Consider the following 24,361-nt stretch of genomic DNA (forward strand, 5'->3'; position numbering starts at 1 on the left):
GTCAGAGCAGCCGTTCAAGGCCGTATACAAGAGCCTCAAGCTGCCGCACCTTACGGATGCTCAGCAAGACCCCAGGCATATAGGCAGAGCGGTCGATCGTGTCGTGGCGGAGGGTGTAGGTCTCTCCAGGAGCCCCAAACATCACCTCCTGATGTGCCACCAGACCAGGAAGCCGAAGGGAATGCAACCTCAAGCCACTGGCTCTTACGCCGCCACGACTGCCCGCAAGGGATTCATGCTCATCGACTTCAGCCGGGTTAAACGCTTTGCCGAGTTCCTCCATGAGCTCGGCTGTTTTGATGCAGGTGCCACTTGGAGCATCCGCCTTGCGGTTGTGATGCAGCTCCGTGAGCTCCGCATGGTCATAGAAGCGTGCAGCAGCGGCGGCCGCTTGTTGCAGCAGCACCATGCCCACTGAAAAATTTGGAATCACAGCGCCCCCTACGGACGCTTTGTGGGCAAAGGACTGCAGATCCTCCAACTGCTCCGGGGACAGACCGGTGGTACCGATCACGGGATGCACCCCATAGGCAATCGCTGCCCTGGTGTTCGCATAAACAACCGATGGGTGAGTGAAATCCACCATGACGGCACCGCCACCAGGACCACGATCACGAACGGCCTGACTGGCCGAACACAGACAGCCCTCGAGATCGGCCGTGATCGCAACGTCCAGACTTCCGAGGCCGAGGGCTTCACCCACATCCACCCCCTCTTGACCAGGTGTGTTGTCGATTGCACCGACCAATTCACAATCCGCGGCTCCTTGCACAGCCTTGACAACCTCAGCCCCCATCCGACCGAGAGCACCGGCAACAACCACGTGGATGGGATCAGCGGAGCGAACCTCAGACATCGCGCACAGAGCAGCACTGAGCTCGAATCATGCCTGATCCCCACGATGAAACCTGAAGGGGAGCTGCACCTCAACGCTCTTCAAAGTCTTCAACAACACCATGAAGTGGAGCTCTCTCCACACCGATGAGCATGTTCGCCACCGCCTCGATCAAGGTCACGGCCACGACGGAAACAGCAGCTGTGTTTACAGCTCTGGCGATTGTGATCATGGTGTCCCAACTTTTTGGACAAGTGCTGGCGCGGCTGGGGCAACCCCGCGTGATGGGAGAGATCCTCGGGGGCATCGCACTAGGTCCGAGCCTGCTCGGTTGGATTGCCCCCAACCTCGAAGAACAGTTATTTGGCGGTGGCATCATCGATGAGCTCAGCTTGCTGGGCCAGCTGGGGCTAGCGATGTTCATGTACTTGGTAGGGCTCGAACTGAGACCCTCCATGCTTCGCGGCCAGGCGGCTTTAGCGCTGCGAATTTCCCTGAGCGGGATTGTGGTGCCGATGGCCATGGGCATCGCCCTCGCCTATGGCCTGAACGTTTGGGACACCAGCCTCTTCCCTGGAGAGCGCACCTTGGATGGGGCCTTGTTCATGGGCACAGCGATGGCAATCACCGCCTTTCCTGTGCTCGCCTGCATTCTCAAAGAACGCGGCCTGCAAGAACACAAGATTGGAAGCCTGAGCATCGCCTGCGCCGCGATTGATGATCTCTTCAGCTGGGTGATCCTCGCGGGTGTAGTGGCCTTTGCCCGCTCAGGGTCAGCGATCGCCTGCCTGATCCCCCTCGGCCTAACCGCAGCCTGGGCCTTTGTTCTGCTAGTGCTCCTCCGCCCAGCGAAACGCTATCTGGTCAAGCATTTCGAGCACCAAAAGGAGATTTCACCGCTGGTGCAGGGAGCCCTTTTTGCAGGCCTTTTAATCAGCAGTGTGGTGACCGATCAAATTGGCGTTCATTTGATTTTTGGAGCCTTTCTGTGGGGGCTGGCGATGCCACGCCACAACGAGCTCCAGACGCGAATGGAGACAAAGCTGGAAACCGTTGTCATGCGCCTGCTTTTACCAATGTTCTTCGTGGCGAGCGGGCTGGAAACCGAGCTCACCAAGCTCGGACGGGGCGACCTGCTGCTCATCACAGCTTTGGTGCTTGGCGTCGCTGTAGCAGGCAAATATTCAGGCACGTGGGCCAGCGCTCGCCTTGGGGGGGTCCCGGAACGAGACGCACAGGCATTGGCCTGGCTTGCGAACACACGTGGGATGACCGAGCTTGTGGTGCTGAATGTGGGGCTCAAGCTCGGGGCCATTAACGCCACCCTCTTCGGCATTGGCGTGGTGATGGCCGTGGCAACAACACTGATGACAGGACCAATGCTGGACCGGCTCGGCCTCGCCAAAAGCCGCTTACAGACTGTGTAAAGCCTTGAGCCCAAAGCGCACGCGGGGGCCGTCATCCCCGTAGGCTTCTTCATATTCCTCAATGCACGCAGATGTTCACGCAGGTCCGCTCCGCCGATCGCCGGGTTGTTCCTGCTGAGCCCAATAACCACAAGTCAGTCATGAAGGCTGTGTATGTGGTGCTCGAACCGCAATATCAAAACGCCCTAACCCAGGCCGCCACCAGCCTCAACGCGATGGATGGCCCCCTCGGGATTGAACTCAGCGGCTATCTGATTGAAGAGCTTCGTGATGACGATAATTTCGCTGATTTCCAGGCCGATGTTGCCTCAGCTGATGTCTTTGTGGCGTCTCTGATTTTCATTGAAGATCTGGCCCAGAAAGTTGTCGAAACGGTGACCCCCCACCGTGATCGCCTCAAGGCCGCAGTGGTCTTTCCCTCCATGCCTGAGGTGATGCGCCTCAACAAGCTCGGCAGCTTCTCAATGGCCCAGCTGGGTCAAAGCAAGAGTGCGATCGCCGGCTTCATGAAAAAGCGCAAGGAGTCGGGGGGAGCTGGCTTCCAAGACGCCATGCTCAAGCTGCTGAACACCCTCCCCACGGTGCTCAAGTATCTGCCCGTGGAGAAGGCACAAGACGCTCGCAGCTTCATGCTGAGCTTTCAGTATTGGCTTGGCGGTACTCCAGACAATCTCCGCAACTTCCTGTTGATGCTTGCGGACAAATATGTCTTCCCCGCAGCAGCGGGTGAGGAACGCCCTGCAATCGATGTCGCCGATCCCGAGGTCTTCCCCGACTTGGGCATCTGGCACCCGATGGCTCCGGCAATGTTCGAAGACCTGAAGGAATACCTGAACTGGACCAACAGCCGCAATGATCTCTCGGAACAAGCGCGTCAAGGTCCTGTCATTGGTCTCGTGCTTCAACGCAGCCACATCGTCACCGGCGATGACGCTCACTATGTGGCCGTGATTCAAGAACTCGAATTCAGAGGAGCAAGGGTTCTTCCCATCTTCTGCGGTGGTCTTGATTTCTCGAAGCCTGTCAACGCCTTTTTCTACGATCCACTCAATCAGGATCAGCCCCTAGTGGATGGGGTGGTGTCTCTCACTGGCTTCGCACTGGTTGGGGGACCGGCAAGACAAGATCACCCCAAGGCAGTCGACGCCCTCAAGCGACTCAATCGTCCTTACATGGTGGCGCTTCCACTGGTGTTCCAGACCACCCAAGAGTGGGAAGACAGTGACCTCGGTCTGCACCCAGTACAGGTTGCACTGCAAATCGCCATCCCCGAACTGGACGGCGCCATTGAACCCATCGTGCTCTCAGGCCGTGATGATGCCACCGGCAAGGCTCACACCCTTCAAGACCGGGTGGATGCCATCGCGGAACGCGCAATCCGCTGGTCGTCACTGCGAATCAAACCACGGCAAGAGAAAAAGCTGGCAATCACGGTCTTCAGCTTTCCACCCGACAAAGGCAACGTCGGCACCGCCGCCTACCTCGATGTCTTTGGCTCCATCCATCGCGTCCTCGAGGAAATGAAGGCCAAGGGGTACGACGTACAGAACCTGCCCCGCAATCCAAAGGCGCTGATGGAGGCGGTCATCAATGACCCCGAGGCGATGGAAGGTGCTCCAGAACTGTCAATCGCTCACCGCATGAGCGTTGAGGAATACGAGCGCCTCACGCCTTATTCAGAACGGCTTGAAGAAAACTGGGGAAAACCGCCAGGAAACCTCAATAGTGATGGACAAAATCTGCTGATCTACGGCCGTCACTTCGGCAACGTCTTCGTGGGTGTTCAACCCACATTTGGCTACGAGGGAGATCCAATGCGACTCCTTTATTCCCGCAGCGCCAGTCCTCATCATGGTTTCGCCGCTTATTACACCTACCTAGAGAAGATCTGGAACGCCGATGCTGTGCTGCATTTCGGCACCCACGGTTCGCTGGAATTCATGCCCGGCAAGCAGATGGGGATGAGTGAAACCTGCTATCCCGACTCCCTCATCGGCGCACTGCCAAACCTCTATTACTACGCCGCCAATAATCCTTCAGAAGCCACCATCGCCAAGCGCCGTGGTTACGCCTCAACCATCAGTTACCTCACCCCTCCTGCAGAAAATGCAGGCCTCTACAAGGGGCTGAAAGAGCTTGGTGAACTTGTCGGTTCCTACCAGCAGCTCCGCGAGGGTGGGCGTGGAATCCAAATTGTCAACACGATCGTTGAGACGGCACGCCTCTGCAATCTCGACAAAGATGTCGATTTGCCCAACGACGACTCCTCTGCGCTTGATCTCGAAGGCCGTGATGCCCTCGTCGGAGCGGTGTATCGCCAATTGATGGAAATCGAGAGTCGTCTACTTCCCTGTGGTCTGCACACCATCGGCAAACCACCCACGGCGGAAGAAGCGATTGCCACTCTGGTCAACATCGCGGCACTGGAGCGAGAGGAAGATGGGCTGCGCTCCTTGCCTGGCCTCTTGGCAGAAGCCATGGGCCGATCCATCGAAGACATCTACAAAGGCAACGACGACGGTGTACTCGCTGATGTGGAACTCAACCGCACCATCACGGAGACCTCCCGTGCTGCAGTTGGCGCGATGGTGCAATCTCTGACCGGTCGCGATGGTCGCGTCAGCCTGCGCAACAGCTTTGCCTGGTTCTACGAGTTGCTAGCCAAGTTTGGCTTTAAGCCTTCCTCCCCTTGGCTACGCGCATGCTCCAGCGCCGGCTTCCCGAATACGAATTCAGCAGAACTCGACAAACTGTTTGCTTACTTGCGCTTCTGCCTTGAACAGGTCTGCGCAGACATGGAGATGGGCAGCCTTCTGCGCGCCCTCGATGGCGAATATGTACTTCCCGGGCCAGGTGGGGATCCGATTCGCAATCCCGGCGTGCTTCCGAGTGGGAAAAACATCCACGCGCTTGATCCCCAGGCCATCCCAACCCGTGCCGCCGTGGCTGCGGCCAAAGGTGTGGTGGACAAATTGATCGAGCGGCAAAAACAGGAAGAGGGCACATGGCCGGAAACGATTGCCTGCGTTCTTTGGGGCACTGACAACATCAAAACCTATGGAGAATCGCTAGCCCAGATTCTCTGGTTCATCGGTGTGCGCCCAGTTCCTGACTCCCTTGGTCGCGTCAACAAGCTGGAACTGATCAGCCTCGAAGAGCTTGGACGTCCTCGCATCGATGTGGTGGTGAACTGTTCAGGTGTGTTCCGAGATCTCTTCATCAACCAGATGGCATTGATCGATCAGGGAGTGAAGATGGCAGCGGAGGCTGAAGAGCCACTGGAGCAAAACTTCGTGCGTAAGCACTCACTTGAGCAAGCAGAAAAGGATGGCACCAGCCTCCGAGATGCCGCCTGTAGAGTTTTCTCAAATGCCAGCGGCAGCTACAGCTCCAACGTCAATCTCGCTGTGGAGAACAGCACCTGGGAAGAAGAAGGAGAGCTTCAGGAGATGTACCTTTCTCGTAAAACCTTCGCCTTCAATGCTGACAACCCTGGTGAAATGAATCAAAAGCGAGAGGTGTTCGAATCGGCAATGAAAACTGCTGACGTCACCTTCCAAAATCTTGATTCAGCAGAAATCTCCCTCACAGATGTGAGCCACTACTTCGATAGTGACCCTACAAAACTGATTCAAGGCTTGCGGGATGATGGCAAGGCCCCAACCAGCTACATCGCAGATACCACCACTGCGAACGCACAGGTACGTTCCTTAAGTGAAACCATCCGACTGGATTCACGCACAAAGCTTCTCAATCCCAAGTGGTACGAAGGAATGCTCGACTCCGGCTATGAAGGAGTGAGAGAGGTTGCCAAGCGCCTCAACTTCACCCTGGGCTGGAGCGCAACGAGCGGCAGTGTTGACAACTTCGTTTACGAAGAGGCCAACGAAACCTTTATCAATGATCCAGAGATGCGCAAGCGTCTGTTAGAACTCAACCCCCACAGCTTCCGTCGCATCGTCGGAACACTGCTTGAGGTCAATGGACGCGGCTACTGGGAGACGTCTGATGAGAACATCCAACAACTGCAGGAGCTCTATCAAGAAGTAGAAGACAAGATCGAGGGCGTGAGCTGAAATAATTCAGCATTCACAACGCACTAATCCATAACGAATCAACCCTGCTTTAAAGCAAAAGCAGGGTTTTTTATTGCATCAAGCAGTGCTTTGATTCCTGCAATCACAAAGGGAATTCAAGTCGCAACGTCCCGTCAGGCGAAGTCGTTGAGCAGCCCATAGTCCATAAAAACGATCGACCCAACCAGACAGGACGGGCCAGGTTGTCGGTGCGTACAACCAACCCATACCGATCAACCGATAGCACTCCCTAAAAACAGCGACATCCGTAAGCACTGAACCATCGTTCCGGATGGCATGAATCCGCGTCATCGCTGCGCGATAACTGATCCCCGCCCAAAGAGATGGGTCGTAGTCATCAGCATCAACATCCACAAAATGAATGCGGTGATGGTGATCACGGCGACGCAGAAATCGCACCTCGCGCAAACACAACGGGCAAGCGCCGTCATACAGAAAGGTGAGTTCGGCCGCTGGGCTGCTCACAACAGAAGGCGCGTCAGAGGCAATCGTTCTAGCGAATCGGAAGGATTGCAGAGGACATCTGAACCAACTGACGAATCGGGGCAACATCGTGCACCCTCAAGACTCCAACACCAGCTGCCGCAGCTCGGCAGCACACAGCCGCCGTGCCCCAGATGCGGGCCTTGGCACGTTTCTCATTGAGCACATCACCGATAAAGCGTTTTCGAGAGGGGCCGAGCAACAGTGGCACTCCAACGGCCACCAATCGCTCCAACTCCCGGAGTAACAACAAATTCTGTGTTGTGGTTTTAGCGAAACCCAGGCCCGGATCCCAAATCAGCTGATTGCGGGCGACACCTGCCGCTGCAGCACGATTGCTCGCCTCCTGGAGAGACTGGAGCACGTCACTAACTACATCGTGGTAGGTGGTCATGGCATCCATCGTTTGGCTGTCACCACGGCTGTGCATCAGCACATAAGGACAACCTGCAGCAGCGATGAGGGGAAACATGCCCGGATCACGCCGCCCACCGCTGACATCATTGATCCAATCAGCCCCTGCCTCAAGAGCAGCTTCCGCCACAGGAGCAAGAAAGGTGTCGACGGAAATTAACGACTGCGGATAGGCAGAACGAATGGCCTTCAAAGGCGGAAGCAATCGACTGATCTCCTCAGTAGCCCCCACCTCCTCCGCGCCGGGTCTGGTGCTTTGGGCACCAAGATCCAGCAGATCAGCACCATCAGACAACTGGCGACTGGCCTGTCTCAGTGCCAGCTCCGGTGTATTAAAGCGACCGCCATCACTGAATGAGTCGGGGGTGAGATTGATCACCCCCATCACAGCCGTACGCGTTCCCCATGCTGCTGGCCAAGGAGATCGAGGCTGCGTCATCACACCGTTCAGGCAGCCTGATAGTTGGCAATCCGAGCGAAGCTTTCCGCCTCCAGAGACGCACCACCCACAAGCACTCCATCAATGTCGCTCATCGACATCAATTCATCGATATTGCCGGGTTTCACCGATCCTCCGTACTGAATAATGAGATCTGGGGATCCAACCCAGCTGCGAATCAGCCCACAGATACGGTTCGCCTCAGTGGATTCACATGTTTTGCCCGTTCCGATCGCCCAGATCGGCTCATAGGCCACGATCAGCTTGGCGGGATCAAGGCCCTCAAGCCCCTGTTCAACCTGACGACGGATCACCCGTTCCGCCTCTCCACGGGTGCGCTGCTCGTCTGTTTCACCAACACAGACGATCGGGATCAATCCATTCGATTGGGCGGAACGGGCACGATGATTGATTTGTTCGTCACTTTCGCTGAAATATTTGCGAGGCTCACTGTGGCCAACAATGGCGTAGACAACGTCATGCTCCAGAAGCATTCCAGGAGCAATTTCGGCGGTGTAAGCACCGTGCCCTTCCCAGTGCACATTTTGGCTGGAAAGTTCAAGCGTCGACCCCTTCACCAAATCAGCCATGGTGGAGATCGCCGTGAAGGGTGGCGCCACCACGAGTTCTCGATCATTTGGGGTGGCAGCGATCAACGGTAGAAACGTGGCCATCCATTCCCTGGCCTGAGCACAGGTCATGTGCATCTTCCAGTTGCCAGCGATCACCGGTTTACGCACGCTCGGGTCCTCGGACGGTCAGCAGCAGACAACTTACGTTCCAGCGCGAGCTTTTTGGCCTCAGACCGCAGTGACTTCGGAATGATCGCAGCCCATCGTCACGCGATCACCAACCTGAAGCTGGAGACCACGACGGGTTTCTACAACGTCATTCACCTGCACTTCTCCCGCCTGGATGCGCATCTTGGCCTCTCCACCGGTCGCGACCCAGCCTTGCCACTTCAGGAATTGATCGAGCCGCATGGGCGACGGATTGCGAGAAAGAGCATTGATAGTCTGACGCGATGCTGAAACCCTCCGAGGCAGGCTTTCGCAGGCTTCTGCCCCTGCTCCGACCCCATCTGCGGCAGTTGGTGCTGGGGGTGTTGTGCATGCTCGTTTACGTGAGCAGTTTTCTATGGCTGCTCAATCTGGCGGGTGCTCTCTTCCCTGCACTCGGATCACGGGATCTCGGGCGGGTGCTCGGCCTGATTGGGCAAGGCGTGCTGATTTTTGCGGTTCAGAAGCTGGCCCAGTTCGGTCAAGACTCCCTGCTTGCTGGACCGGCTCTACAGGTGAGCAAGACCCTGCGCAGCAATCTGTTCAGCCGTTTGCAGACGGTTGAACTAGGAGCATTGGAAAAGCTGTCAGCAGGAGATCTCACCTACCGACTCACCGAAGACGCAGATCGCGTCAGCGAGGTGCTCTACAAATCCATCCACGACACGCTTCCAAGCGTCCTCCAGTTGCTGGCCGTGCTCGGCTACATGCTCTGGCTCGACTGGAAACTGACTGCATCCATCCTGCTGCTCGCCCCGGTCATCATCTGGCTGATCAGCTTGTTCGGAGCACGGGTGATGGCCGCCACCGAACGCAGCCAGAAAAAAGTGAGCGAACTGGCCGGTCTGCTGGGAGAAGCAATCGAAGGCCTTCCGCTTGTGCGTGCCTTCGCCGCCGAACCCTGGCTGCAGGGACGTTTCGAAGAGGAGATTGACCAACACCGTCAGGCCCGGCACCTCACCTACAGCCTTGTGGCACTCCAGCACCCCGTCGTGGGAATGATCGAGGTTGTCGGGCTCTTCTCCGTGCTGGGGCTGGCTGCTTGGAGGATTCAGAACGATGGCCTAAGCATTGCTGGCTTGAGCAGCTATCTCACGGGTCTGGTGGTGCTGATTGACCCGATCGCACACGTCACCAACAATTTCAATGAATTCCAGCAGGGTCAGGCCTCATTGAGGCGACTGCGACAGATCGAGAAGGAACCCCAAGAAGCCAAGGATCCATCACCAGCCCTTTCACTCGGTCGTCCCCAGGGCAACCTGCGTCTCCAGCAGGTGAACTTTGCCTATGGAGATGGCAAACCGGTGCTGCGCGACATCAACCTCGCCATTCAGGCCGGACAGGTGGTTGCCCTGGTGGGACCATCAGGCGCTGGTAAGAGCACCCTATTTTCCCTGCTGCTGCGCTTCAACACAGCCCAATCTGGCGAGATCTGCCTGGATGGGAAGAATCTCAGTCAAGTGAGAGCACGTGAGCTTCGCCAACAGGTGGCACTGGTGCCACAACGAACCACGGTGTTCTCAGGAAGCGTCGCCGATGCCATTCGTTTCGGGCGTTCGATCAGCCACGACCAACTGATCGAAGCGGCTCGTCTGGCCAATGCCCATGACTTCATCATGGCCCTACCGAATGGCTATGACACACAGCTTGAAGAGCGAGGCACCAATGTCTCGGGTGGCCAGTTACAGCGGATCGCCATTGCCAGGGCGGTGCTTGGCAATCCTGCGGTGTTGCTGCTGGATGAAGCAACAAGTGCACTCGATGCAGAGGCGGAAGCCGCTGTGCAACTGGGGCTTCGTCAGGCAATGCAAGGGCGAACTGTGCTGGTAATTGCCCACCGACTTGCAACCGTTCAGGAAGCGGACCAAATTGTTGTTCTGGAGAAAGGAAGCATCCGTGAGCAAGGAAGCCACGACCAACTGATGGCCAGCAACGGTCGCTACCGCGAATTGTGTGAACGGCAGTTCATCCGGGTCAATGCCATCGGAAGCAACTAATGGAGAACCCGCAACCCACACCCACCGATCCCCAAGAGAGTGAGCAACGGCCAACGACGGACAACGAAACCAACAACCCTCAACAGCGCTGGGAATATCGCGTCGTTCATATCAACATCAACAATGATGCTCCACCCAAGCCATCCACCCCTGAGGCAGCCAGCAAAAAACTGCAGGGTTCTCTAAGTCCGGAATTCATTAAGCGTGAATTCCCCCAGATGTATCAGCAACCACCCCTGGAGCAGAAGCACCCTGCAGCCCAGCTACAGCATTTCCTCAATCTGCTCGGCAACGAAGGATGGGAGCTTGTGGAAACCAGCCAAGTGGGAGGTTTGCTGATGTTTTTCTTCAAACGGCTTCAGAGGGCCAAACCAGATCAGACAACCGGCCAACCCAATGAAGCTGACAAGGCCGACGCCGGTAAAATCCCGCAGAGCGAAAAAGAATCATGACCACCTCAGACCTCTCCCAGGATCAGAACCCGGTACTCACCTTCGAAGGCAAGCGTTATGACCTCAATGCACTGCCCGACGAGCTGAAGGAACTGGTGCGTGGCATGCAAGTTGCTGATGCTCAGTTGCGCATGCACGAAGACACTCTCAAGGTGCTGGCAGTGGGTCGTCAGTCGATGGCGATGCAGTTGAACGAACGTCTCAACGACGTCACCCCTCTGCCTGAGGAAGGCTGAACAACAGCAAAAACTGCATAGCCAAAACGACCAAGAAAAAGCCTCCGCAAATTCGGAGGCTTTTTTGTTGTTTCAGCCAGGGAAAATCAGCTTGTCAAGCTCAACCTTCAGAAAAGCGATGGGCACGTGTGAGCTTAAACACGGTTCCAGACAGAAGCAGGAGCGCAAAAAGATTCGGCAGAGCCATCAAGCCATTAAGGGTGTCAGAAACATCCCAGACAAGACCTTTCTCTCCGGCGATAGCGGCACAAACAGCAACTGCTATCCAAACCAGACGGTAGGGAAGAATGGCCTTCTCTCCAAACAGGAACTGAGTGCACTTCTCTCCATAAAAACTCCATCCCAGAATTGTCGTAAAGGCAAAAACAACAATGCCTGCAGTCACAATCACTCCACCACCATTAATGCCAAGTCCAAAAGCCGTGATCGAAATGTCAGATCCAGACAAAGCTTTCCTTGCCTTATCAGTCATCTCCAACAGAGTTTCAGAATAGTTTGTGATCACGACAAGGGCTGTCATCGTGCAGACCACAAATGTGTCAATGAAGGTGCCGAGCATGGCAACTGATCCCTGACGAACTGCGCTGGTGGTTTTGGAAGCAGCATGGGCTATCGGAGCACTACCCAAACCAGCTTCATTGGAGAAAATGCCCCGCTTGAGGCCTTGCAGCACAACGGCTCCAAACACACCACCAACAGCAGCCTGACCACTGAATGCGGAACTAAAGATCAGGCCAAAAGCACTTGGGATTTGATTGATGTGCATCGAAAGGATGACAAGGCATGCACCGATGTAGAGGATTGCCATCACAGGAACAATCGCAGAAGCCGCTCTCGCAATCCGACGGACACCACCGATCACAACCAGAAAAATCAGTACACCAAGTACAACGCCAGTCGCACTGCGGGGGATTTGCGTGGTCTTTTCGAGGGCTTTAGCCAGTTCAAATGCCTGAACACCATTGCCGATTCCAAAGCCGGCGAGCATGCCAAAAAAAGCAAACAAGCCTGCCATCCAGGTCCAACCATGGCCCAATCCATTGCGGATGTAATACATCGGGCCGCCAACATGATTACCTTCCGCGTCAGTTTCACGGAAATGGACAGCCAGCACTGCTTCTGCATATTTAGTCGCGATCCCGAAGATGGCGATCAACCACATCCAAAAGATTGCCCCCGGACCACCAACGGCGATCGCCGTGGAGACCCCAGCAATGTTTCCGGTCCCAATGGTGGCCGCCAACGACGTCATCAAGGCCTGGAACGGAGAGATCTCTCCCTCACCACGCTGATCAACAGGCTCAAAGAGGAGCTTGAAGCCATATCCGAGCTTGCGCAGCGGAATACAGCGAAGCCCAACCATCAAAAAGATGCCTGTAATTGCGATGAGAGCCACAGTCCATGGCCCCCATGCGAATGCACCTACCTTGGAATTAACAAGCGTGATGAAATCTTTCATCTTAAAAACCAGAAAAACGCAATCGAAAAATTCTCAAAAACTAAAAAGAGAAGCCAAGATTCAAAGCGATTGAAGTGATTCAAATCGGAAGATCTGATGACCAAGAGTGTCATCGCCATCGGCAGCGGTCTTGATCACACGTTGCTGAAGAACCCAGAAACCATCGGGCTCTAGGGGCACAAATGTGTCTTCAAATTGGTTTTCAGGGCCACGCGCTTCACCCGTCGCCGGGTCGGAGTACTGACTGGTGTAGGTATGGCTGAGGTAGCCGGCTCCGGTGTCGGTGGTACTGCCGGTGTGAATGGTCACCACCGTGCCGTGAATATGGCGATGAACCATCGTCACCACATCGTTCTTGATCCGATAACGATCACCTTCACCCTTGCCGCCGATGATCACTTCCACTCCAGCATCGGTGCTCTCACCAGCCGTGAACGTGTTGTCGCCATGCACTTGGTCGAAACTGCGACGCACACGGTGGATGGCGACCTCCCAGAGCTGAGAGGCAAGCGCTTTCTGCACTTCAGCATCATCAACACCGTCCACAGAGGCCTTCAGATCGGCTCCCACGCTGAACGTGCCCTCCACACGACGGTCGCCTTGCTCCCAGATGCAACGACCCTTGTAACCAGCGAAACCAGGATCCCAGGTGTAGCGATTGGCGTAAGCGGCTTGAAACGCCTCCCGACAATCACTGCCGGGTGCAATCTGGGTGGGAAGGGCCTGGGTCACAACGAGAAGGGATGTCGTTGAAGACGACCTTAATGGCTTGGCATTGTCTGGTGAACATCTTGCAAGGCATGGATCGAAAGGGTCTCTGCCTGCAGGGCTGCAATCGCTTCAACTGCAGCCCTAGCCCCTGCCAGGGTGGTCACGGTTGGCACTGAGTAATCCAGCGCAGCTCTACGGATGTAACGATCATCGTGGGCTGCCTGACGGCCGATCGGCGTGTTGATCGCCAATTGGATCCCGCCCGAACGGATCAGATCTTCAATATTGGGTCTGCCTTCGTGAACCTTCAAAACGGAGCTGACCTCAAGGCCGGCCTGCTGGAGCGCTTGAGCAGTACCGGACGTGGCCGTGAGCTCAAAGCCAAGTTCGATCAGTCGCAACGCCACCGGAACAAGGGCCTGTTTGTCACGATCGTGAGTGGAGAGAAACACGCGTCCAGAGGTTGGCAGTGCATCCCCAGCCGCGAGTTCAGCCTTGGCATAGGCCATCCCGAACTCGCGAGCTGAGCCCATCACCTCACCGGTGGAACGCATTTCGGGGCCGAGCACGGAGTCAGCACCAGGGAATCGCCGGAAGGGCAGAACCGCTTCCTTCACTGCCTGCAACGGTGGTTGCGGCTCTGCCAATAAGCCAACGTCAGCGAGCGTTTCTCCAGTCATCAGCCGGGTGGCGATACGGGCAAGCGGAACACCTGTGGCCTTGGCCACAAACGGCACGGTGCGGGAAGCGCGAGGATTGGCCTCGATGATGTAGACAACCTCTTTTCCCTCGGCATCGCGCTGCACGGCGAACTGCAGGTTGATCAACCCCTGAACCTTGAGCGCTAGGGCCAAGGATTCGGTCCAACGACGGATGAGTTGGAGCGCCTGCTCACCAAGCGAAACCGATGGCAGACAGCAGGCTGAGTCACCTGAATGGATGCCTGCGGGCTCGATGTGCTCCATGAGTCCACCGATCACCACGGCCCCATCCCGATCGCAGAGGGCATCAACATCCACCTCGACTGCGTTCTCCAGATACTGATCGATCAGCACTGGATGATCAGGCTCCACCTGCACAGCTTCCACCATGTAGCGATTGAGCTCCTGCTGATCGAAAACCACCTCCATCGCCCGACCACCGAGCACATAGGAAGGACGCACGACCACCGGATAACCAACCCGATCCGCCACCGAACGAGCCTCTTCTTCACTTCGAGCCAGACCATTCCGAGGCTGACGAATCTCCAACTCGCGCAGAATGGCCTCGAACTGTTCCCGATCTTCCGCCCGGTCAATCGAAGCAGGCGACGTACCCAGAATTCGGCTACCGGTCTGGCGTCCAGCTTCACTGTCAAGCCAGCGCAGTAAAGGCAGGGCCAGCTTGAGAGGGGTTTGACCACCAAACTGAACAATCACCCCTTCAGGACGCTCGGCCTCGATCACATTGAGCACATCCTCGAGGGTGAGCGGCTCAAAATAAAGACGGTCACTGCTGTCGTAGTCAGTGGAAACCGTCTCAGGATTGCTATTGACCATCACCGTGGCGAAGCCCCGTTCCTGGGCGGAGAAGGAAGCGTGGCAACAGCAATAATCAAATTCGATGCCCTGGCCGATCCGATTAGGCCCACCGCCGAGGATCATCACCTTGCGGCGTTGCTCCGATTGCACCTCATTCATCGGCGGCAGAGTGTCCAGTTCTCCAGCGTCGTTAAGACGCTGGACGCGTCGCTCATAGGTTGAGTAGTGATAGGGAGTGGTGGATGCGAATTCAGCAGCGCAGGTATCAACGGTTTTGAACAGTGGCGTGATGCTCAGTTGATGGCGTCGACTGCGTACATCCAGCTCATCACAACCTGTGGCCCAGGCGATCTGACGGTCGGAATACCCCAATTGCTTGAGCTGAAGCAGATCATCAGCACTCAGTTCTGCCAGGTTGCGGTTGCTTAAAAGCGCTTTCTCACAATCAATCAGCGTGCGCAGCTTGGCGAGGAACCAAGGATCGATACGACTGAGTGCATGGATCTCAGCATCACTGCGACCTTCCACCATCGCCGCTCGCACAGCAAGGATCCGGTCGGGAGAAGGGGTTCGCAAACTGCGTTCGAGTTCAACGGCCGTAACAGGCGCATCAGGGCGATCACATCCCCAGCCCGATAGGCCGGTTTCCAAAGAGCGCAATGCTTTCTGAAACGACTCTTCGAAGCAGCGACCAATCGCCATCGCCTCGCCCACGGATTTCATCGCAGTGGTGAGAACCGCAGGAGAACCGCGGAACTTCTCAAAGGCGAAACGAGGGATTTTGGTGACCACATAATCGATCGTCGGCTCAAAACAGGCCGGCGTCTGACCCGTGATGTCGTTGAGGATCTCATCGAGGGTGTAACCAACGGCTAATCGGGCAGCGATCTTGGCAATCGGAAAACCTGTGGCCTTGCTCGCTAAGGCCGAGGATCGACTCACCCGAGGGTTCATCTCGATCACCACAACATCGCCATCCGCAGGATTGATGGCGAACTGGATGTTGCTGCCCCCAGTGGCCACACCGATCTCGCGAATAATGGCAATCGACTGATCGCGTAAGCGTTGATATTCCCGATCGGTCAGAGTCTGAGCAGGAGCCACGGTGATCGAATCGCCGGTGTGCACCCCCATCGGATCGAGGTTTTCGATGCTGCAAACGATCACGACGTTGTCGACCTGATCGCGCATCACCTCCAGCTCAAATTCTTTCCAACCGAGCAGAGACTGTTCAATCAAGATTTGGGAAACAGGGCTGGCCTCCAGTCCGCTTTTGCAAATTGCGGCGTACTCCTCAGGGTTGTAGGCAATGCCCCCTCCACTACCGCCGAGGGTGAAGGCTGGTCGAATAATGCGAGGAAACGTCGTGATCGCCGCACCCACGGCTTCAGCTTCCTCAAGACTTGAAGCGATCCCGGAAGGACACACCTTCACGCCAATGCGCTCCATGGCCTGCTTAAACAGTTGGCGATCCTCCGCCTTGCGAATAGCAGGGAGGTCGGCACCGATCAGTTCCACGCCGAAGCGATCCAACGTTCCGTTCTCAGCCAAGGCAACGGCAAGGTTGAGAGCCGTCTGTCCACCCATGGTCGGGAGCAGAGCATCAGGGCGCTCCTGTTCGATCACCCGGGTGACAACCTCCGGGGTCAGGGGCTCGATATAGGTACGATCCGCCAGCTCCGGATCGGTCATGATTGAGGCGGGGTTGGAATTCACCAACACCACTTCGTAACCATCGGCCCGAAGAGCTTTGCAGGCCTGCGTTCCGGAGTAATCAAATTCACAGGCTTGTCCGATCACGATCGGACCGGAACCCAGCAGAAGGATGCGACGAAGATCAGACCGCCGGGGCATGGGCCTTTGCAAGTAGCCAAACCTGTACAGCCTCCCACGCGACACCCCCAACACGGCGGCTTTCAACCATCACTCGCTAGCGTGAATGGATAGGGAAGTAAGCGAGGACTATGAGCGAGCTCCAGCGCCTCAAGGGGCTGCTGCCACCGGAAATGCAGAGCTGGGTGTTCGTGGAGGCCGCAGCTGCCGTTGAACCGCCGCTGATCACCCTGGAGGAGATCGGCAGAGATGAGGTGGAAATCCAGGTAGATCTGGAGCATTGGGACAACCTCGCCCTGGATCACCGCAATCTGCTGTTCTGGCATGAAGTGGGTCGGGTTCAGAACGACACCATCCCTCGAGACGGCTGGGAGATGGCGGCGTTGGCAATCGGCCTGGGCGGTGCCATCGGTGAGCTGTGGGTCCAAGACGGACTGCTACTGGTGATGGCACTGGGTCTCTCCGGCTTTGCCGGCTACAGGCTTTATCTCAAAAACAATTCAGAGAAACGTTTGCAGGACGCGATCGCGGCCGATGAAAGAGCGATTGATCTCGCCTGCCGATTCGGCTACAGCGTTCCCAATGCCTACAAAAGTCTTGGCGGTGCGTTGAAAGAATTGGTGGAGCTGACGCGCAAGAAGAAAAAGCGCAGCTTCTATGAAGATCGTCTGGAGGCCCTGCGCAAAAGCGCCAGCAAAGCAAGGGCTGAAATGGCTCAGCAACAGGGGTCGAGAGAGTCTGTAACCAGTGAGAATGTTTATGGATAGCGAGCAGCTGGCCCAAATGGCTGCCGATGCCTGTGATGATCGCAAGGCAACCGACATTGAATTGATCCGGGTGGACGAGGTTTCGAGCCTGGCCGACTGGATGGTCTTCGCCGGTGGCCAAAGTGATGTTCAAGTGCGTGCCATCGCCCGCTCCGTGCAGGACAAGCTGGAAGAAACCACAGGCCGACTTCCTCTGCGCAAAGAAGGGGTGAACGAAGGCCGTTGGGCTCTACTCGACTATGGGGAGTTGATCGTTCATATTCTTCAGCCGGGTGAACGCAGTTTTTATGACCTCGAAGCCTTCTGGGGTCACGGAGAACGCAAAGACTTCGTAGCGTCACCAAGCGAACAGGCACTCTGATCAGCGTTGATGGCCAGCACCAGTGCCTGCCCAGTGCCTCATGAGCAACGCCCCCAGGAGGAATTCCAGCAGCTGTGTGAGTCCTGGTTCTTCACCTGGCCCACAACATCCCAGCGCAGTCTTGATCTGGCTCTGCTGATCAGCTGGCTTGGGATCATGCCGATCACCATGACCGTGGCCAGTGGCAGCTGGCTCCTGCGTAACGACCTACCAAGACTGTTGTCAGCCGGGGCAGTTTCAGCCCTAGTACTTCCCATGCTGCTGCTGGTGCGTCAGTGGTTGGGATGGAGTTACGTGCACAAACGCCTGCTCTCAGAACAGGTGGAATACGAGGAATCAGGTTGGTATGACGGTCAGGTGTGGGAAAAGCCGCTTGCATGGCGGCAGCGTGACCTGCTGATGGCACGCCATGAAGTGCGACCAATCCTTGGACGACTCGCGCGAGCCATGGCCTGGACTGCTGGACTCATGCTGATTGGCGCCAGTCTCTGCCAGGCTCTCTGAACACACCGAACCAGCCGTTCCCATGGCACTGCCCTCAAGCCTCGGCGGCGGTCCTTCCTCCACGGGCATGCCCCCTCTAGAAGTGAGGCTGAAACGCGGTTCCAGCGTGGAATCCGTGCACCGCGTTCATGCCGTGGTCTGTGACCAGCGCGGTCGGATTTTGATGCGGGCTGGACGAGCTGACTATGAAAGTTTCATCCGCTCCGCCCTCAAGCCATTCCAGGCACTGCCATTTCTCAGTAGTGGGGCGGCAGCCCAAGTGCAATGCGGCGATAAGGGCTTGGCCATCAGCTGCGCCTCCCATTCCGGCACTGCAGAACATGCCCGCGAAGCCTTCAAGATTCTCTGGAATGCCGAACTGGAGTCTTCACAGCTGCAGTGTCCGATACCTGATGGAGCGAGCAGTCCGCTGGAACACAACTGCTCAGGCAAGCACGCTGCCTTTCTGGCAACCTGTCGAAAGATGGCCTGGCCCACAGAGAGTTATCTCCAAGGCGATCATCCCTTGCAGCAAGAGGTGAACCGACGGGTTGCCGAGCTTTTGGGCCTACCGCCTGATGAACTGATCGCCGCCAGGGACGACTGCGGTGCACCAACACTGCGTCTCCAACTCCCGCAAATGGCCTTGCTTTACGCCCATCTCGGAGCATCCACCCAGGCAGAACTGGAGCAGATCAGCAGGGCGATGCTGGCGCACCCCCACATCGTGGCGGGCGAGGGGAGATTCGACACCGAACTGATGCGCCGTAGCCATGGTCAGGTACTGAGCAAAGGTGGTGCCGAAGGCATTCAGTGCCTCAGCAGGATCGGCGAAGGAATGGGCGTCGCGATCAAGGTGGAAGACGGTGCCAGACGTGCCAAACAAGCCGTCGCTCTTCATCTGCTTCAACAACTGGACTGGTTGACGCCCGGGAGCCTTCAAGAGCTTGAAGAGCAGGTGCTAATCCTCAATCCAGGAGTGCATCTAGAGGTGGAGGGAGCCCTGCGCTTCCAGGAGAGCTGAAGGATTGAGTAGCGGCGGCGGCGAACCACGGGATGTATACTTTTTGAGTCATCGCGGGGTAGAGCAGTCTGGTAGCTCGTCGGGCTCATAACCCGAAGGTCGGGAGTTCAAATCTCCCCCCCGCCACCAATTCAAAACCCCCGAGGCCAAACGCTTCGGGGGTTTTTTGTTGTTTGTCCAAGAGCCTCTGCTGCTGTCAACGAGAGAGGCGCAGATCCTGCGACATTGTTCTTAGCGGAGGGCATGGATCAACACACAATGGCTTCAGGATTCAGCACTGCCATGAACCAAAGCCCATTTGAGGCAATTGTGGTTGGCTCAGGCGCCACCGGAGGGGTGGCAGCGATGACTCTGGCGGAGGCAGGGGTCCGTGTTCTGGTGCTTGAGGCGGGTCCTGATCTCACCCCCCGGAAGGCGATGGGAGGAGAACCTGGCAACAGCATCCGCAGGCTGGAAGGACTCATCGGGGGCACCCATCGCCGACAGGCCCAACATCCCGGTTATTGGAAACAAAATCCCCTGCTCTATATCGATGAGCAGAAGCATCCCTACAGCCATCCCCATCAGCGCCCATTCCTCTGGACCCGCGGCCATCAGGTGGGTGGCAGAAGCCTGACCTGGGGTGGCATCACCCTGCGACTATCGAATCGTGAGTTCAAGGCTGCCGCCGAGGATGGTCATGGGTCGGAGTGGCCGATTGACTACGACGATCTGGCACCGCACTACACCGCCCTGGAACAACTACTGGCGGTTCATGGTCGTCGCGACGGCCTCGAGCAACTGCCCGATGGGTGGGCGACTACTGCACTGCCCTCCACCAAAGAAGAAGAGGCGTTCGCCTCCAAAGTGCAACGAGAGCTTGGCTTCCCCTGGATAGCTTCTCGGGGCTTTGAACAACCGTACAAAAACCAAAAGGCCGCTTGGCCCCGTTCAAGCAGCACGGGAAGCACCCTGAAACGCGCCCTGGCCACGGGGCTTGTGGAGGTTTGTAGCAATCAGATGGTGGAGAAGCTGGTGATCGCGCCAGGCCAAGATCGGGCCACGGGCGTGATCGCAGTGAACCTGAGCGACGGCAGCCGCTGCCGCCTTGAAGCCCCCCTGATCGTGCTTTGCGCCTCCACGATTCAAAGTTTGCGCATTCTGCTGAATTCAGAAGAGCAACACTGCAGCGAAGGCTTCAGGGATCCCTCCGGGCGGCTAGGCCAATACCTGATGGACCACGTCTCCAGCTGTCGATTTTTCGCGATTCCAGCCCAGTCGGACGTGATCAATCCCGCACCACTCTCAGGGGCGGGAAGCTTTTTCATCCCCTTTGGACCCTGTCTGGAAGGCACGAGGTCCGTGAATTTCCTTCGGGGCTATGGCCTGTGGGGAGGGATCAATCGCTTTGACCCTCCTGAAGCTCTAAAGCGCCAATCACACTCTCGTCTGGGCTTCTTGATCGGCCATGGCGAGGTGCTTGCACAGGCCCATAACCACGTCAGCCTGTCCACCCAAACCGATCGATGGGACGTCCCCATCGTTCACATCGACTGTCGTTGGGGGTTGAACGAAGAAGCGATGGTGGAGCACATGCAGAGCACGATGAAACAGGCCATCGAAGCCGCTGGTGGAGAGATGAGGCCACTCCAGGATCTTGTTCACATGCCCCTGATCGAACCACTGGTGGCGGGGAGTGCCGCGCTCGCCAGTGGAGCACCGCCCCCGGGGTACTACATCCATGAAGTGGGGGGTGCCGCCATGGGCAGCGATGAATGCACCAGCGTGGTGGATCGATGGAACAGGCTCTGGCGCTGCCCGAACGTTCTAGTGGTCGACGGTGCCTGCTGGCCCACTTCAGCCTGGCAAAGCCCGACGTTGACAATGATGGCTGTCACCCGAAGGGCCTGCCAGCAAGCAATCAAAGGCGGGAACGACTGAACAAATCATCCAAATAGCGCTCAGTGACTGCACGGTCTTCACAACCGTTCTGAAAGAGGAAGTTGGCCAGAGCCGAGCTCATCACCCGGTACTGATCCCAGCTGGGATGACGACCAATGAAGTCCTTCATGCCGCGGTACAGCAGCTCGGGAATTTCAGCTTCAAGACTGACAAAGGTGGAGGGAGCAGGCAAAGCAGAGCTACCGACCTCGAGAGTTTCTGCCGCTTCAACACAAAGTTCGAGATGGTTGCGATCCACTTAGGCCCCTCAGTCGGTCATTGCTGTCCCACTAAGAAGCCACAAACCAAGGGGGAACGTCAAAGGGTGCGAGCAAAATCGACCATGCCCCAATCTCTAGTGAGACTCACTGCGGCGCAGGGGGGCTATTAGCGACGACTTGCGATCAGCAAAGACGAGACCAAACCCGCCGAAGCTGTCAAGAAGTGTCCGATACAGAAGCGTCCAACCGAAGCATTCCCCAGTTTCCGGCGCAAACGCCTAGGTGTCGTGGAAAACAACCGCAAAGCTGTGGAAAACACCGAAAGAATGTCCGAGAGCTAAAACCGATAAGCTCTTCTTATCGGAGAAAGTCTCAAGAGACCAGGGCAAGACTGAGATCGTCGAGGCCCACAGATCCACTGGTTTCCTTCAGGTTTCGGTGTCAAAAGGTTCGCCTTTTGCAGACACCTTGCGAAGAGTCTCTGGCCCTAGAGGGTGATCGGCATGGGGATAGGGGTGGTGTCCGTGTCCATGCTCGTGCGCATGATCATGGCTGTGCTGATGCCCTCCACCCAGAGGAATGGGAATGCCGTCGGGTTGACACGCACCTGTGCACTCGTGTTCGCAGAGCTCACATCCATCGGTGAGGCCCTCAACGTGGTGGTGGTGACTTTCCTGTGCGAGGCCAACCTCAGCCTCGAAGCCAAGAACCTGAGCCCGGTACTTGCAGAGCGAGCAATTCATGGCCGTCTCGCCACCCAGAACTTCCTGCACCCGTTCCACAAAGGTGTCGAGCACAAGCGCGTGATCTCCGAGATAGCCGGCTGAAACAAAATCCACATCCGGATGGTCAGCAGCCACTAAGGCGGTGTGCTGACGAATGCGGCTCACCAAAACGCCTGAAAAGAGGAAATAGGGGAACACGACGATTCGTTTAAAACCCAGACGCACCACATGCCGCAGGCCTGGCTCCACCAAAGGGAACGTCACGCCGGAATACACCGTTTCACCCCACCCGAAACCGAGACCCTCAACAAGCATGCGGGTGATCTTGGTGACGTTGGAATTCGCATCCGGATCGGAAGAGCCACGGCCCACCACCACCAGAAGCGTTTCTTCGAGCGAAACGTCACTGGGGGACTGGGCCAAAGCTTCCTGAATGCGCGCGCCGGCCGCAGCGATCATCAAGCGATCCACCCCAAGCTCACGGCCGTAATCGATGGTCAGTCCCGTTTCGGCGCTGTACGTATTGAGAACCGAAGGAATGTCGTTCTTGGCATGACCGGCGGCGAACAACATCGCAGGCACCGCCAGAACACGCTTCACCCCCTGAGCCCGCAGTCGATCAAGGGAGTCTCGAAGGATCGGCTTGGCAAATTCGAGATAACCATGCTCTACCGGAAGGCCTCCCATTCTTGGCCTGAGTCCATCAGCAAGGCTGGCGAACTCCTCCACCGCCTGGCGGTTGCGACTGCCATGACCACAGATGAGGACGCCCACATCTTCTGCCTTGAGCTCAGACAAACCCGCAGTCACACGTCTTTCTCACCTGAGGTGACCCTATCGCCAGCAATGACGCGATGATTTCTTTAGAGCGCTGATTGCCAGTGGCCCCGGTTCGCAATCCCCTCGCTGCTGATTGCCTGACGAAGGGAACGCTATTCCCCTCATCAACGGAAGTCGAATCGATTCTGCGCAGCGCACCACAACCGTTACCCCTGAGAATCTGCAGCGGTGGCACCACCAGTCGCTGCACAGAGGATCAGCATTGGACGCTTGATCTGAGCGACGGGCACCGAACCCTTGTCCTGAACAACGATCACACCAGTGTCCGCTTGGGTGCTGGCCTGACCATGGGTGAGATTCAAGCGGAGCTGGCCATCCACCGGAGAATGATCCCCACCGGACTCTCGGGCCTGCCCGGCGCTGGGTTCCTGATTACTGGTGGCATGGGCCCCCTCAGCCGCAGCCTCGGTCTAGCCATCGACCACATCGAGGGGATCAGAGGCATTTGGGGCAATGGACACCGCTTCCGCATCACCCGACCCGGTGATGCCCTGCTGGAGCACAGTCCCGAGCACATGGAATGGCGGGGACTGCTTGGAGCTGCGCTCTTTCTCGGGGTGGTGCAGGAACTCGATCTGCAAACGACCCCACTCCTATCCGTGGAGATCCTTCAAGGCTGTGTGACCCCTCAAGAGCTCGAGGCGCTGATCTTGGAGGCAGAGGGCTTCCCGAACGGAATTAGCCTGCAATGGTGCTGGGGAGCACGGCTTGAAGTCATGCTTGTGGCCAGATCAGACGATCGTTTAGCCCTCCAGATTCTCAGGCATCAACGCGAGGCGCGAAAGCTCTCACAACCGCTGTACACGCACCTAAGCGGGATTCATCAGCTTCCAGCCTTGGGGGCGATGAGTCTGGCCCTCACCGATGAAGCGCCTGTGCATCAAGAGGTTTTAGGCCTGCTTGGACCACGATGGAGCGACCAAAGCCAGGCCATGATCACGGCCCTGGGGGTTGCCATGGCCAATCGCCCTCACCACCGATGCACGATCGCTTGCCAACAGCTGGGAGGCGCCGTGAGCCAACAGCCCTGCAACAGCAGCTCGTTCATCCACCGCCAAGCCGAGTGGAAACCGTGGATCACCGCCAGCTGGCCACCTGGAGATCGGAGCGGTCGCCAAGCCAGTCTGCGCTGGCTCGAGCAGGTTCGAGACTGCCTCCATCCCCTTTGCCCCGGCGTGCATCTGGCTCAGCTTCACGACCATCTGCCTTGGCACGCGCGCGAACTCGAGCAAGCCTTCGGATCCTGGCTGCCGCATCTACGGGATCTAAAGCAACGACTCGATCCCAACGGGGTGCTGCCGATGCTGTGAATGCGGGGAGGGGATAGGGGCAGTGAGA

Annotated in this window: 21 protein-coding genes and 1 tRNA gene; 12 read left to right on the forward strand and 10 right to left on the reverse strand. The window is 57.1% G+C overall.

Going from position 1 to position 24,361, the window contains the following annotated elements:
- Position 1 precedes the first annotated feature (1 nt).
- Positions 2–856 carry a 4-hydroxy-tetrahydrodipicolinate reductase gene (dapB, locus tag DXY16_RS03350; RefSeq protein ID WP_115119513.1) on the reverse strand — a complete coding sequence of 285 codons (855 nt, stop codon included), beginning with the start codon at positions 854–856 and terminating at the stop codon, positions 2–4.
- A 125-nt stretch (positions 857–981) separates the two neighbouring features.
- Between dapB and DXY16_RS03355 the strand changes: the two genes are divergently transcribed.
- Entirely contained in the window at positions 982–2,262 is a 1,281-nt protein-coding gene (locus DXY16_RS03355; RefSeq protein ID WP_115119515.1) for a cation:proton antiporter, read from the forward strand.
- A gap of 71 nt (positions 2,263–2,333) precedes the next feature.
- A complete protein-coding gene (locus tag DXY16_RS03360) occupies positions 2,334–6,338 on the forward strand; it encodes a magnesium chelatase subunit H (RefSeq protein ID WP_115119517.1) in 4,005 nt (1,334 codons plus the stop codon).
- A gap of 78 nt (positions 6,339–6,416) precedes the next feature.
- Here DXY16_RS03360 and DXY16_RS03365 read toward each other — a convergent pair whose 3' ends face one another.
- From DXY16_RS03365 to DXY16_RS03380, 4 genes are read right to left on the reverse strand one after another with little or no spacing between them, the layout of a single operon-like run.
- Complete coding sequence (locus DXY16_RS03365; RefSeq protein WP_115119519.1) at positions 6,417–6,824, reverse strand: thiol-disulfide oxidoreductase DCC family protein; 408 nt, start codon at positions 6,822–6,824, stop codon at positions 6,417–6,419.
- Between the two features lie 28 nt (positions 6,825–6,852).
- Complete coding sequence (gene folP / locus DXY16_RS03370) at positions 6,853–7,695, reverse strand: dihydropteroate synthase (RefSeq protein ID WP_244281520.1); 843 nt, start codon at positions 7,693–7,695, stop codon at positions 6,853–6,855.
- Positions 7,696–7,703: 8 nt separating this feature from the next.
- Positions 7,704–8,435 carry a triose-phosphate isomerase gene (tpiA, locus tag DXY16_RS03375; RefSeq protein WP_115119523.1) on the reverse strand — a complete coding sequence of 244 codons (732 nt, stop codon included), beginning with the start codon at positions 8,433–8,435 and terminating at the stop codon, positions 7,704–7,706.
- 60 nt (positions 8,436–8,495) lie between these two features.
- A complete protein-coding gene (locus DXY16_RS03380) occupies positions 8,496–8,678 on the reverse strand; it encodes an RNA-binding S4 domain-containing protein (RefSeq protein ID WP_115119525.1) in 183 nt (60 codons plus the stop codon).
- Between the two features lie 41 nt (positions 8,679–8,719).
- Here DXY16_RS03380 and DXY16_RS03385 point away from each other — a divergent pair, with 41 nt between their 5' ends.
- The 3 genes from DXY16_RS03385 to DXY16_RS03395 are packed head-to-tail and all read left to right on the forward strand — an operon-like array spanning position 8,720 to position 11,159.
- Positions 8,720–10,471 carry an ABC transporter ATP-binding protein gene (locus DXY16_RS03385; protein WP_115119527.1) on the forward strand — a complete coding sequence of 584 codons (1,752 nt, stop codon included), beginning with the start codon at positions 8,720–8,722 and terminating at the stop codon, positions 10,469–10,471.
- Positions 10,471–10,923, forward strand: a complete 453-nt coding sequence (locus DXY16_RS03390) for a hypothetical protein (protein WP_244281521.1) — start codon at positions 10,471–10,473, stop codon at positions 10,921–10,923. Before DXY16_RS03385 ends, DXY16_RS03390 begins: the two co-directional genes overlap by 1 nt.
- Positions 10,920–11,159: a DUF6447 family protein gene (locus DXY16_RS03395; protein ID WP_115015513.1), complete on the forward strand. Its 240-nt coding sequence runs from the start codon at positions 10,920–10,922 to the stop codon at positions 11,157–11,159. Before DXY16_RS03390 ends, DXY16_RS03395 begins: the two co-directional genes overlap by 4 nt.
- A 100-nt stretch (positions 11,160–11,259) precedes the next feature.
- Here the strand turns inward: DXY16_RS03395 and DXY16_RS03400 are convergent, their stop codons facing one another.
- The 3 genes from DXY16_RS03400 to carB are packed head-to-tail and all read right to left on the reverse strand — an operon-like array spanning position 11,260 to position 16,703.
- Positions 11,260–12,618 carry a sodium:alanine symporter family protein gene (locus DXY16_RS03400; RefSeq protein WP_115119529.1) on the reverse strand — a complete coding sequence of 453 codons (1,359 nt, stop codon included), beginning with the start codon at positions 12,616–12,618 and terminating at the stop codon, positions 11,260–11,262.
- 60 nt (positions 12,619–12,678) lie between these two features.
- Entirely contained in the window at positions 12,679–13,350 is a 672-nt protein-coding gene (locus tag DXY16_RS03405; RefSeq protein WP_115119531.1) for a DUF3386 domain-containing protein, read from the reverse strand.
- A 29-nt stretch (positions 13,351–13,379) separates the two neighbouring features.
- Complete coding sequence (carB, locus tag DXY16_RS03410) at positions 13,380–16,703, reverse strand: carbamoyl-phosphate synthase large subunit (RefSeq protein ID WP_115119533.1); 3,324 nt, start codon at positions 16,701–16,703, stop codon at positions 13,380–13,382.
- A gap of 110 nt (positions 16,704–16,813) precedes the next feature.
- Between carB and DXY16_RS03415 the strand changes: the two genes are divergently transcribed.
- The 6 genes from DXY16_RS03415 (at position 16,814) to DXY16_RS03440 (ending at position 21,237) form a co-directional block, all read left to right on the forward strand.
- Positions 16,814–17,449, forward strand: coding sequence for a DUF3318 domain-containing protein (locus DXY16_RS03415; protein WP_115119535.1), 636 nt, complete (start codon positions 16,814–16,816; stop codon positions 17,447–17,449).
- A complete protein-coding gene (gene rsfS, locus DXY16_RS03420) occupies positions 17,442–17,810 on the forward strand; it encodes a ribosome silencing factor (RefSeq protein ID WP_115119537.1) in 369 nt (122 codons plus the stop codon). Before DXY16_RS03415 ends, rsfS begins: the two co-directional genes overlap by 8 nt.
- Before the next feature lie 9 nt (positions 17,811–17,819).
- Positions 17,820–18,314, forward strand: a complete 495-nt coding sequence (locus DXY16_RS03425) for a CGLD27 family protein (protein ID WP_115119539.1) — start codon at positions 17,820–17,822, stop codon at positions 18,312–18,314.
- 22 nt (positions 18,315–18,336) lie between these two features.
- Positions 18,337–19,317 (forward strand): asparaginase, encoded by a 981-nt coding sequence (locus tag DXY16_RS03430; RefSeq protein WP_115015496.1) that lies wholly within the window; start codon positions 18,337–18,339, stop codon positions 19,315–19,317.
- 52 nt (positions 19,318–19,369) lie between these two features.
- Positions 19,370–19,446 (forward strand) — tRNA-Met (locus tag DXY16_RS03435).
- A gap of 153 nt (positions 19,447–19,599) precedes the next feature.
- A complete protein-coding gene (locus DXY16_RS03440) occupies positions 19,600–21,237 on the forward strand; it encodes a GMC oxidoreductase (RefSeq protein ID WP_115119712.1) in 1,638 nt (545 codons plus the stop codon).
- On the opposite strand, the gene DXY16_RS03445 is transcribed toward DXY16_RS03440, so the two are convergent.
- Positions 21,218–21,496 carry a DUF2811 domain-containing protein gene (locus DXY16_RS03445; protein WP_115119541.1) on the reverse strand — a complete coding sequence of 93 codons (279 nt, stop codon included), beginning with the start codon at positions 21,494–21,496 and terminating at the stop codon, positions 21,218–21,220. The genes DXY16_RS03440 and DXY16_RS03445 overlap by 20 nt on opposite strands.
- Before the next feature lie 390 nt (positions 21,497–21,886).
- Entirely contained in the window at positions 21,887–22,993 is a 1,107-nt protein-coding gene (locus DXY16_RS03450; RefSeq protein WP_115119543.1) for a sirohydrochlorin chelatase, read from the reverse strand.
- 71 nt (positions 22,994–23,064) lie between these two features.
- Between DXY16_RS03450 and DXY16_RS03455 the strand changes: the two genes are divergently transcribed.
- On the forward strand, positions 23,065–24,333 hold the full coding sequence (locus DXY16_RS03455; protein ID WP_170953820.1) for an FAD-binding protein: 1,269 nt from the start codon (positions 23,065–23,067) through the stop codon (positions 24,331–24,333).
- Positions 24,334–24,361 lie beyond the last annotated feature (28 nt).

The sequence above is a fragment of the Synechococcus sp. UW105 genome (assembly GCF_900473935.1).
Classification (GTDB): Bacteria; Cyanobacteriota; Cyanobacteriia; order PCC-6307; family Cyanobiaceae; genus Synechococcus_C.

Bases quoted from the DNA above. Each gene is read 5' to 3' on its own strand.
- dapB (WP_115119513.1), bottom strand. From the start codon at position 856: ATGTCTGAGGTTCGCTCCGCTGATCCCATCCACGTGGTTGTTGCCGGT.
- DXY16_RS03355 (WP_115119515.1), top strand. From the start codon at position 982: ATGAGCATGTTCGCCACCGCCTCGATCAAGGTCACGGCCACGACGGAA.
- DXY16_RS03360 (WP_115119517.1), top strand. From the start codon at position 2,334: ATGTTCACGCAGGTCCGCTCCGCCGATCGCCGGGTTGTTCCTGCTGAG.
- folP (WP_244281520.1), bottom strand. From the start codon at position 7,695: ATGACGCAGCCTCGATCTCCTTGGCCAGCAGCATGGGGAACGCGTACG.
- DXY16_RS03380 (WP_115119525.1), bottom strand. From the start codon at position 8,678: ATGCGGCTCGATCAATTCCTGAAGTGGCAAGGCTGGGTCGCGACCGGT.
- DXY16_RS03385 (WP_115119527.1), top strand. From the start codon at position 8,720: ATGCTGAAACCCTCCGAGGCAGGCTTTCGCAGGCTTCTGCCCCTGCTC.
- DXY16_RS03390 (WP_244281521.1), top strand. From the start codon at position 10,471: ATGGAGAACCCGCAACCCACACCCACCGATCCCCAAGAGAGTGAGCAA.
- DXY16_RS03395 (WP_115015513.1), top strand. From the start codon at position 10,920: ATGACCACCTCAGACCTCTCCCAGGATCAGAACCCGGTACTCACCTTC.
- DXY16_RS03400 (WP_115119529.1), bottom strand. From the start codon at position 12,618: ATGAAAGATTTCATCACGCTTGTTAATTCCAAGGTAGGTGCATTCGCA.
- carB (WP_115119533.1), bottom strand. From the start codon at position 16,703: ATGCCCCGGCGGTCTGATCTTCGTCGCATCCTTCTGCTGGGTTCCGGT.
- DXY16_RS03415 (WP_115119535.1), top strand. From the start codon at position 16,814: ATGAGCGAGCTCCAGCGCCTCAAGGGGCTGCTGCCACCGGAAATGCAG.
- rsfS (WP_115119537.1), top strand. From the start codon at position 17,442: ATGGATAGCGAGCAGCTGGCCCAAATGGCTGCCGATGCCTGTGATGAT.
- DXY16_RS03425 (WP_115119539.1), top strand. From the start codon at position 17,820: ATGGCCAGCACCAGTGCCTGCCCAGTGCCTCATGAGCAACGCCCCCAG.
- DXY16_RS03430 (WP_115015496.1), top strand. From the start codon at position 18,337: ATGGCACTGCCCTCAAGCCTCGGCGGCGGTCCTTCCTCCACGGGCATG.
- DXY16_RS03440 (WP_115119712.1), top strand. From the start codon at position 19,600: ATGAACCAAAGCCCATTTGAGGCAATTGTGGTTGGCTCAGGCGCCACC.